This window comes from Vibrio sp. 2134-1 (assembly GCF_033339495.1).
Window position 1 is genome coordinate 1 of record NZ_JAWOUS010000046.1, and the last position, 9,502, is coordinate 9,502.

The 9,502-nt window shown below is 40.2% G+C and carries 9 protein-coding genes; all 9 read left to right on the top strand.

What is annotated here, in order from left to right; all coding sequences use genetic code 11:
- Nucleotides 1-110 precede the first annotated feature (110 nt).
- The 9 genes from R7R78_RS23265 (at nt 111) to R7R78_RS23310 (ending at nt 9,302) form a co-directional block, all read left to right on the top strand.
- Nucleotides 111-569, top strand: coding sequence for a hypothetical protein (locus R7R78_RS23265; protein WP_139686240.1), 459 nt, complete (start codon nt 111-113; stop codon nt 567-569).
- Nucleotides 570-715: 146 nt separating this feature from the next.
- Complete coding sequence (locus R7R78_RS23270) at nt 716-2,170, top strand: hypothetical protein (RefSeq protein WP_029835950.1); 1,455 nt, start codon at nt 716-718, stop codon at nt 2,168-2,170.
- A 182-nt stretch (nt 2,171-2,352) separates the two neighbouring features.
- Nucleotides 2,353-3,015, top strand: a complete 663-nt coding sequence (locus R7R78_RS23275; RefSeq protein ID WP_225474303.1) for a hypothetical protein — start codon at nt 2,353-2,355, stop codon at nt 3,013-3,015.
- A gap of 218 nt (nt 3,016-3,233) precedes the next feature.
- Nucleotides 3,234-3,395: a hypothetical protein gene (locus tag R7R78_RS23280; protein ID WP_318119501.1), complete on the top strand. Its 162-nt coding sequence runs from the start codon at nt 3,234-3,236 to the stop codon at nt 3,393-3,395.
- 891 nt (nt 3,396-4,286) lie between these two features.
- Nucleotides 4,287-4,796 (top strand): hypothetical protein, encoded by a 510-nt coding sequence (locus R7R78_RS23290; protein ID WP_225474306.1) that lies wholly within the window; start codon nt 4,287-4,289, stop codon nt 4,794-4,796.
- 659 nt (nt 4,797-5,455) lie between these two features.
- A complete protein-coding gene (locus R7R78_RS23295) occupies nt 5,456-5,824 on the top strand; it encodes a hypothetical protein (RefSeq protein ID WP_225474307.1) in 369 nt (122 codons plus the stop codon).
- Between the two features lie 812 nt (nt 5,825-6,636).
- Nucleotides 6,637-7,596 (top strand): phosphotransferase, encoded by a 960-nt coding sequence (locus R7R78_RS23300; RefSeq protein WP_017821423.1) that lies wholly within the window; start codon nt 6,637-6,639, stop codon nt 7,594-7,596.
- A gap of 154 nt (nt 7,597-7,750) precedes the next feature.
- Nucleotides 7,751-8,107: a hypothetical protein gene (locus tag R7R78_RS23305; protein ID WP_225474309.1), complete on the top strand. Its 357-nt coding sequence runs from the start codon at nt 7,751-7,753 to the stop codon at nt 8,105-8,107.
- Nucleotides 8,108-8,798: 691 nt separating this feature from the next.
- On the top strand, nt 8,799-9,302 hold the full coding sequence (locus R7R78_RS23310) for a GNAT family N-acetyltransferase (RefSeq protein WP_262635830.1): 504 nt from the start codon (nt 8,799-8,801) through the stop codon (nt 9,300-9,302).
- The last annotated feature ends 200 nt before the right edge of the window (nt 9,303-9,502 follow it).

Below are 9,502 nucleotides of genomic sequence, written 5' to 3' on the forward strand. Positions count from 1 at the left end.
AGCGTTGGGGCACGTCAGCCCAGTTGAGTACGAAAGTATGTAGTTATGTACTGTCTACTTTTTGTGGGGTACACCAGTTTCAGGTTCAAATTTCGTAAAATGAGGTAGATATGGCGTATTGGCGTATGCAGTTACACCCAGATGACTCTGGGAATTCAGCGTTTCATTCCGCACAAAGCTTATCCGCAGGATTTATTGGTTTAGATTTTGCTGAGCGCGTAGGCGATTTAGAGTTTGAAGAATTGGATAAGATTCCTCAACACCAAAAAGATTATGTCGCTTTTGCAAACCAAATGAAGGTCGGTGATAAAGTTCTGATTATCTCTCATCACTTTCCATTTGCCGTTTGCACTGTATCTGGTGACTATAACTATATAAAAACTCCAGTACCAGAGTTGGGTGTATGGTTCCGACATTTTCGAAGGGTAGACAATGTGAAGTATTTTGCTGATTTTAAAACCAATGCAAAAGCTTGGCAGCAAATCAAAATGACAGACACAATTTCCCCACTTGTTAACGAAGGGACTTTATCACTGAATCTAATTCGTGAGATGTATCCTGAAACATAACAAACTGTTCAAGAGGGATTCGCAACGCGTGGCATTTTCACTATGCGTTGGTTTAAGTGATTAAGGTGGTATGCGGCGGCTTTGGTATTGCGTTGCTCACCCCTTAACAGGGCGTTAAGCCTCAATCGATAATTTTAGGAGTTGTAATGAAAATATATTTCTCGGATTTCTTTGACGTTAGTGAAGAATCGATTGAAAGCTATGGCGCGTTCAATCCTTCGTTAATCAATGATATGCCTTTGTTTATCGATCCGTTCCTATTATTCAATAGTGAGAAAAAACAGTATCAAGATTTACACAGCGATATGATTCAATACCTCGCTTTTCTTAGAGAGGTTTCAAAGGACGACGGAATCAATAAAGGGTTATTGAAAAGTTGGTTCATGTTCCCAGAGGTGAAGCAAAATTGGTTTGGGTACAGTACAGTAGGGAATGGAGGCAGTGGGCTAGGAGCAAAATTTGCTAAAGCTCTAAATGAAAACCTACATACTGTGTTTACTAACTTTGGTTCTGAAGAAATTACGACGAGTAGTCACCTTGAAAAACTATGCCTTATTCGAGATGGTGTTGGTAGGGATAACATCAGTGACTTTACGACAAACCTGATAAAATCGTTTTTACTCGAATATACACAAGAATTCGCTCAGAAAAATATCAATAAAGACTTTAGGCAAGTTCACCTTGTTGAAAAAGTTTATTTTAACTATCAAACCAGAACTTGGGTGAATAAGGAGTTTGATCTACCAACCATTGATGGTGACTTTGTGCTGTTAACTCCTAAAGACATTCTCACCAAAGATGAAACATGGATTAACAAGGCTGATATGGTCGCTAACTTCAACGGCATTGCTAACGCAATACCAAACGACCAGCTAAGAGCGCAGTTAAATGACTACCTAGCGCGTAACCTTCCTGTCGAGCCTAACAAAAAAGACTACGACAAAGCTATCATATCCACAATCCTTAAATATCCTGAATACATTGACTATTTTATTAAGTTTAAAGAAGACTCTGGTGAAGAAGCTAAAGATATTAGTAAGTTAAAGGTTAAAGAAACCGAAATCATGTTTATTGAGCGAGTTAAGTCTTTGGCTGAAAAGCTCAAAGAAACTGAGTTTTACGAAAATAATCCAGGCACGTTTGACGAAACTCTTCAACGCATAAACTTCATGAAGCAAGTCATTGAAAATAATGATGGCTATAAGATTTTCTACATCAAAGGACAACCTGTTAAGCGAGAATCAGATCTGCAACTGCTATTCCGCTTAACTTGGTTTGCATCAGTTTCTGACGTGAACGCTGAAGTTAACAATGGTCGAGGTCCTGTTGACTATAAGATTTCGCGAGGTAATCGGGATAAAACTCTAGTAGAGTTCAAACTAGCTAGTAATAGCAAGTTGAAACAGAATCTCAAGAATCAAGTGCAAGTCTATGAGGCAGCGAATCAGACCAAGAAGTCGATAAAAGTTATTCTCTATTTTAACGATACAGAGTTAGCTAAGTTGATCAAAGTCTTCAAAGAGTTAGAGTTAACAGAGGGTGATACGTTAGTAACTATCGATGCCCGTCCAAATAAAGATTCCGCTTCCAACGTAAAGTAGAGGCTTAACAAACTGTTTAAGAGTGATTCGCAACGCTTGGCATTTTTGCTATGCGTTGCGTTTAGTGTTTAAGGTGGCATGCAGAAGCATCGGTATTGCGTTGCTCACACCTTAACAGGGCGTTAGATTTTATATTTTAGTTGAGTTGTTAAATTTAGATAATGAGTGAGAGAGTTTGTATCGTGAGTCGGCTTATAGACAAAGTAAAGAGGAATCCTAAAAATTCTTTAGTGATGGCTGTAGCATTTGTGGTGGCTATTTTGTTTTTCACTTTTACCGAAAATTACAAAGCAGCCTTTGTTGGTAATATAATTCCAGAGTTAGTTGGGGTTGCAATAGAACTTGTTTTAATCATGGTTGCTTTAGACTTGATTGTTAAGAAACAAGAGAAAGAGAAGAATAAAAAGTTAGAACAAAGAGCACGTGAGTATTTAAGATTTATAATTGTTAATTTACTTAAGAACAAATCAATTTTTGAACGTGCAGTTAAGATTGAACCTAGATTAAAAAGTTTTGAGAATAACCCGCGAGACTATGAGTTCCTTTCTCAAGAGAGAGAGTTAAACCAAGCAATAATAGAGGCGATCCAAAAATCTCTAGATGGGCTAGAGAGTGAATCGGTTATCTCACACATCAAAACTCATATACGATTAGATTTACCTGCATTTCACTCCCTTACTCCTGTTATTGCACAAGTCAGTGGAAAGCACCTCAAAAAGTGGGGGCGGATTTTATACTTTATGACTTTAATTGATGAAAAAGATGACACAATTAAAAATATGAAAGTGATTTTAGGCAAGATTATTGAGTTTGATTTGGAAACTTCGAGGCTTTATAAAATTTAACAAACTGTTTAAGAGTGATTCGCAACGCGTGGCATTTTTGCTATGCGTTGCGACTAGTGTTTAAGGTGTTATACGGCAGCTTTTGTATTGCGTTGCTCACACCTTAACAGGGCGTTAGTTTGCAAGAGGAAAAACGCAGCTATATCGCAAGATCTAGTGGTAAAAGCTCAAAGTCGAAATTATCGTATCGGCGTTCAATTTCAGTGTTAACCAGCGTGGTGAAATTCAAAATTGGCATCGTTTCAACGGCTGATTTGTTCTTTGGTGCGGTGACTTTTGGGTTCTCTGAGTCGAACTTTTTTGCTGAAACTCTGCTCGTTGAGTTTGTCGATACAAAAGCCGATTTACTTGCCGCAAGGACGTTTTCTTTGGTGTGGTAAGTTCACGTGGTTTCAGTGACTTTGTTGAAAGTCCGCATTGTGAGATTAGTTTTCCAAAAGCGCTTTTTGGTGTTGTAAGTTCGTTTTCTGCGGTGTTGTTTGTTCCACGTGGTTTCATTGAGTAGCCGCTTTGAAACTACGCCTGGCTTAAGTGCATCAAAACACTTAAAGCTTATTGTTTACAAAGTTTAAAATAACGTAAATCAACGCTTTGGGTTTGCAAACTAACAAACTGCTCAAGAGGGATTCGCAACGCGTGGCATTTTTACTATGCGTTTAATTTAGTGATTAAGGTGGTTTGCGGCAACATCGGTATTGCGTTGCTCACCCCTTAGCAGGGCGTTAGCACTGGGTTGACATCAAAGGCTAAAAGTTTCTGTTTTTATTGGTTTCTTTTCCTCGCTTTGCACCTAAGCAAATGTGCCTTTCAGGTTCGCTCCGGTGGCACTATATGAGTTGTTTTCGCTTTGAGTTTGTCGTTTACGGTTTCTAACTTTCGGACTATTTCACTGGCGCGGTTTCTTTGATGCGGTTGATTTCCTGCCTTAAATTTGGCTATTTGTCGTGGTTGTTGAAGTCCGATGATCGAATCCTTTGCAAATTTTATTACTGCGAAATAGGGTAGTTTCGCATGTTTTTCTTCAAGCCAACTTACGTCTTGAAGTTTGTTTTTAGTTTGGCAGCTGTCCGTTTCGTTTTGGTGTTTTAAGCCATAAATTTCGTGCTATATTTCAATGTCTTGGCGTGTGTCAAAGGCTTAAAGGGCAGCGTGCTAACAAACAGTTCAAGTGGGATTCAGCACGCGTGGCATTTTTGGTATGCGTTGATTTTGGTGTTGAAGTGCCATGCGGTAACATTGGTATTGCGTGCTTCACCCCTTAACTGGGCGTTATGTTCTTGGAGGACATAGTGGAATATCAAAGGGACAGGGTAACTTTTGGCGTTTTTCAGAAACTTGTTATAAAGCTGTATAAAGCCCTCGTATTCAAGCTTTCAAACCAAAAAGAGAAGCTAGAATGGCAGCTTCTCTTGATAGCCGATTGTTTACGAATCATTGGGCTTTGTAGGTTAGCTTATCGGATGGCTTCCAAAGTGCATACTTCAAAGTCTAGCGTTAAGAACAAGTTCTGGTCAACCCATGTTTCAGGTATGGCTCTGCAATATTCAGGTGACATGATTGGCGCTGAAAAAGCATTCTTAAAAAGCCAGGACTTTGCTTGTGAGCTTTCTTTGAGTTTTAGCTTGCAGCATTTGGGTAAATTGAACGTTGAGGTTGGCAACTATAAACTGGCAGAGCAACAGTTCATAGAAGCATTGGCAATTCGAGAAAAATTGAAATGGGCTGACTTGGTAGAGTCGACTAACAGGGCGATTCGAGGACTACAAAAGCTACGAACATAACAAACTGTTTAAGAGTGATTCGCAACGCGTGGCATTTTTACCATGCGTTGGTTTTAGTGTTTAAGGTGGTATGCGGGAGCTTCGGTATTGCGTCGCTCACACCTTAACAGGGCGTTAGTACAGGTTTGAATGTGAAAGGTCATAAATTCAGATATTTATTGGTTTCTTTGCTCTGCTTTACAGTGGTTCAAATGTGCCTTTCACGTTCGCTCCGGTGGCACTAGATGTTCAGTTGTCGCGTTGCCAACGTCGTTTACGGTTTCTAACGTAGTCAGCAATTTCATTGGTTCGGCTTCTTTCTCGTGAAAGGTTTATCGGCGAAAAATCGTTTCTTTGGTGTCGCAGCGAAAACCTGAAGTCAGTATTCTTTGCAAATTCAAAGCTATTGAAAATGCGTTAGTTTTGTATGTTTTTCTTCTTGCCAACTTGCATCTTGAAAAGTGTTTTAGGTATGGCAGTTGTCTGTTTAGCTTTCGCGTTTCAAACCAAAGGTTTTGTGCTATGTTTCAATATCTTGGCGTGTCAAAGTGGGTTTTGAGGCAGGTACTAACAAAGCGTTTAAGAGTGATTCCAAACGCGTGCCATTTTCGCTTCGCTCAGATTTTGGCACACTATGTTTGTCACACCTTAACGCGGCGTTAGCACTAAAGGAGTATATAATGACAGATTCAATTACAGTAACAACAAAAGCAGAATTAGAAAAAGCTAAAGACGATGGTGTACATGAAATTATCATTAAAGGAGAGCTAGCAAATAAACTAAAAAGATCTAAGAAAGTTGCAATGCTAAGTGGTGTAGGGCTTGCTGCTTTAACTGCTGCATTAGGGGTTGCAACGGTAACCGCACCAGCTACTGGAGGTTTGTCATATTTTGCAGCCGCACCTGTTGCTGCATTAACTGGCCTTGAGATTGCTACCATCATTACGGCTGCTTCATTAGGTATAGGTTTTATTGTTGCTCTATTTTTGGGCTATGAAGAAGTTAGTTTCGAAAATGGTCGCTTGGTATTACGTAAAAAGCAAAATTAACTTAAAGCTAAACTATAGGGTTTGTCATGTCCGAGATGCAAATCGATATGGCTTAAGAAAGACTTTTCTGTGCGTAAATAGTGCTAACAATCTGTTCAAGAGTGATTCGCAACGCGTGGCATTTTTACTATGCGTTGGTCTTAGTGGTTAAGGTGGTATGCGGGAGATTCGGTATTGCGTTGCTCACACCTTAACAGGGCGTTAAGTTTCTAGGAGGATATCGTGGCAATAAAAATAACTACTCAGAAAGTGGAAACATGGAAAAAAAAGAATCCAAACGGACAGTTTGAAAGGCTCAACTTACTTTTGCCAACAATCCAACAAAGTGTGGGTTTCCGCCTCGTTAGATCACCAAACAATCTGCCAGCAAGTCCTAGGAAAAGACTCGGGCACTAGTTCATTGAGCAGTTATCTAAGATGGGATGACGTCAAAGCAACGCAGTTGGTTGATTTAATTTACGAAATCGAGAAAGCCTAATTACATGCACTACGTCGTTACAATAATTGCGTTAGTCTTGTTGGGTTACTTCGTTTTATTCCCTACAGTGACCTGGGCAGCCGCAACGATACTTGGAGTTCTAGCGTACTTAGCAAGCAAGATTTTCTGGGTAGCAGTCATTGTTGAAGTCGTGTTTACCTTAACTAGGCTGCTAACATGAGCAAAAACTTAACAAACAATTTAAGAGTGATTCAGCACGCTTGGCGTTTTTGGTTTGAATCAATTTCAGTGATTACGGTGGTAAAATTGACCGCGATGGTAGCGTGCTTCACACCTTAATTGGGCGTTATGTACCTAAGGGGTAACTGGAATTATGAGTGATTTTGTTCGTAAGGTTGGTGAAAACTGGAGTCAGATTGGTGCTGGCGCTAGTATAAAACGTCAATCAGCTGGTGCGACGAATCATGTTTTTCGTATCCAATCCTCAGAGACTTATTATCTTAGAAAATATAGTGTTCGCAATGTTGCTAAGATCAAGTTAGAACATGAGCTGCTGAGAAAGTTATCGCAAAATTTGAATACTATAATTGCCCCTGTTTTGACGCGCGATCACCACTCCTTTTGTAAAATAGGTGATGAGTTTTATGCTCTATTTCCTGAAGCAAAAGGAACGTTAATCGAAAAAAGTGCTCTGTCTGCGTTTCATGCTTTTCAGTTGGGAAAAGCCCTTGCTGACCTGCATGTTCAACTCGCTTCCGAGGTTGGAAACGACTTTCCAACAATTGAGCTTTCTTGGGATAAAAGTGCTTGGGTCGATAGACTACAAAAAATAGTCGCAGCTATTGAAACAAATAGTGAATTTGATATGAATAACTCGGTGCTACGAAGAGTAAAACAACAGCGTGATTATCTAGCTAGCTCAGAAGCTACGCACTCATATACCCCGTTAACAAGCAGGCAACTAATCCACGGCGACTTTCATCATTTCAATGTCTTTTTTGATTCTAATTGCACAGTAAGCGATGTGATCGACTGGGATTTAGTGCAAAACATGCCTCCTGGTTATGAGTTGGCGAGAGCATGCATGTATATGTTCGATTTGGAGCTTCATAGGTCATTAGCTTTATTAAAAGGCTATCTGTCTGTCAAGCCTCTATCCCGATTAGAGCTTAACGATGGAGCAAAGGCGTGGGCTGTTTACGCCGACCACTATGTGTGGGCTTTGGAGGAAGTATTTTTAAAAAATAATACAGCGGCACAGAAGTTCATACCTCAAAGGGACTTTATCCCTTTTATGGAGCAATGGCTCCAAATTGAAAGTGCCTTGTTTTGAGGCGGTACATAACAATCTGTTTAAGAGTGATTCGCAACGCGTGGCATTTTTACTATGCGTTGGTTTTAGTGTTTAAGGTGGTATGCGGTAGCATCGGTATTACCTTGCTCACACCTTAACAGGGCGTTATGCGCCAGAAAGGTGAGTTGGTAAAATGAATGAACTAGATAAATCTATCATCCAATTTATTTTTAGCTCTTATCCAGATGACTTCAAAAACACCTGTATTTCTGAGCTAATTGTATCAGAGCGTGAATATACGGGAGCTGGTGTTATCGTATGCTTCGAAAAACGAGGTAATGTCGTAACTAACTCTAAGGCAGTAAACTTTATTGGTCCTCTAGTTGAATCCTCAGCTTTGGAACTGGGTGCAGAGACTGTTTTAAGTGTTAATAATGGTCGCCTTGATTGCCTAGATATTCTAGTTAGAGGCTGTGGCGACATTAAAGCTGTTACAAGTTATCGGTTAATCGATGAAGACGTTAATTTCGTGTGTGATTCAAGCGCATAACAAATTGTTCAAGAGTGATTCGGCACGCGTGGCATTTTTACTATGCGTTGGTTTTAGTGTTTAAGGTGGTATGTGTTAGCTTCGGAATTGCGTGCCTCACACCTTAACAAGGCGTTAGTACGGGTTTGACATCAAAGGTCACAAGTTCTGGTGTTTATCTGTTTTGGCGCTCGAATTTACACCTTTCAGTTAGTGCCTCTCACGTTCTATCCGGTGGCACTATATGCGGAGTGTTCGCTTTGATTTCACCGTTTACGGTTTCTAACTCCTAACCTATTTCTTTGGTGCTTCTTCATTTTCGTGGTGGCTTTTGAGAGAACCTTGGTTGTAATTGATGCTGTCGTCGGAGTACTAGGACCGAATCCTTTTCTAATTTGAAGCCAGTGAAAGTAGGGCAGTTCAGTGCGTTTTTCTTCTAGCCAACTTTCGTTTTTCAATCGAGTTTAACTTTTGTAGCTGCCCGTTTCACTTCAGTGCTCAAAGCCTTTCATATCATGCTACTTTTCAATATCTTGGAGCGCACAAATAGAAGTAGCGCATGTACTAACAAATTGCTTAAGAGTGATTCGTAACGCGTGGCATTTTTACTTTGCGGTGGCTTATGTGATTAAGGCGCTGTGCGGTAGCTTTTGTATTGCGTTACTCACACCTTAGCAAGGCGTTAGGTGCTCAGGTGGAAACAGGAAGTTTTATGCAAATCAGGGAAGTAAGACCGAGTGATGCTCAATCAGTACTAGAACTCATGTATCAATTAGATCGTGAGTCAAAATTTATGATGCTAGAAGAGGGCGAAAGAACGACTACTCTTGAACAACAAGTGCAAATCCTAGAGTCATTTACCGAAAGTAACTCTAAGGTAATGTTCGTCATTTCAAATGAACAAGAGGTATGTGGTTTTGCTGTTGGTATTGGTAATACAGCTAATCGAAATCGTCACTCGATGTATTGCGTCATGGGCATCAGGCAATCCGCATCAGGTTGCGGTTATGGTAAACAACTACTAGATAAGCTCGAAATTTGGGCTTTAGAGCATGAGTTTACAAGGCTTGAACTGACGGTGATGTGCCATAATGTTCGAGCATTTAATCTGTATCGGAAGCATGGCTTTGAGGTCGAGGGTACTAAACGTAACTCCTTGAAAGTTGATGGCAAGTATATTAACGAGTTCTATATGTCAAAATTGCTCCGCACCTAACAAAGCATTTAAGACGGATTCCCAACGTTTGGCATTTTTGGTTTGCTTTGGCTTCGGTGTTTACGGCACTATAGTTTTAGTTCGGTGATCTGCGTTGCTCACCACTTAATGCGGCGTTATAACTCCGAGTACCCCACGTTTAGTAGACACTTTACTAAGTTAGCTCTAGGGTCTAATTGAGAGGTGATTTATGGCTAAAC